At 46.4% G+C, this 614-nt stretch carries 1 protein-coding gene; it reads right to left on the bottom strand.

Features of this window, described 5'->3' with window-relative positions; all coding sequences use genetic code 11:
* On the bottom strand, positions 1-614 hold a 614-nt coding region (locus R7Z47_RS25620; RefSeq protein WP_318130863.1), incomplete at both ends, for an MFS transporter.

Below are 614 nucleotides of genomic sequence, written 5' to 3'. Positions count from 1 at the left end.
CCCAAGCCCCCAAGAAGCTTCCTACTTGGTGAGTAAAAAATACCAAGCCATAAAGTGTTGATAGGTAACGAGCCCCAAAAATCTGGCGGACTAATCCAGATGTGAGAGGCACGGTGCCTAACCAACAGAAGCCGATTGCACCACCAAAGATGACTGCGGTGTGCTCGGTGACAGGTAGAGTCACAAAAGCACCAATCACTACCGTGCGGATTAAATACAGCGCAGACATAACATGGCGTTTATTGAAGCGGTCCGCCATAACACCCCAGAAGTACGAACCAAAAATGTTGAAGATGCCAACATACGCCAGTGCCATTGCGGCGGTTGAGGCTGGTAAATCTTTATCTGCCAGATAACTTGGTAAGTGAGTTGCAATGAACATCACGTGAAAGCCGCACACAAAGAAACCTGCATGAATCAGCCAATAACCTCTGTGAGAGAAAGCTTCTTTTAATGCTTCTTTTAGGGTTTGTGTGTCTTCCTGAACATTTGCATGGTTACTTGCTTGTGGCTTCGCAGTTCTCATGAACAATGCAAACATCACCATAAAGCTACACAGTACAGCGAATGCTTGAAGTGCGCCTTGCCAGCCAAAATCACTCAAAAGCGCTTGT

It is taken from the genome of Vibrio sp. 1641, from assembly GCF_033339995.1.
GTDB lineage: Bacteria > Pseudomonadota > Gammaproteobacteria > Enterobacterales > Vibrionaceae > Vibrio > Vibrio alginolyticus.
The sequence above is the reverse complement of the archived record's forward strand: the minus strand, read 5'-3'. Positions and strand labels throughout refer to the sequence as shown.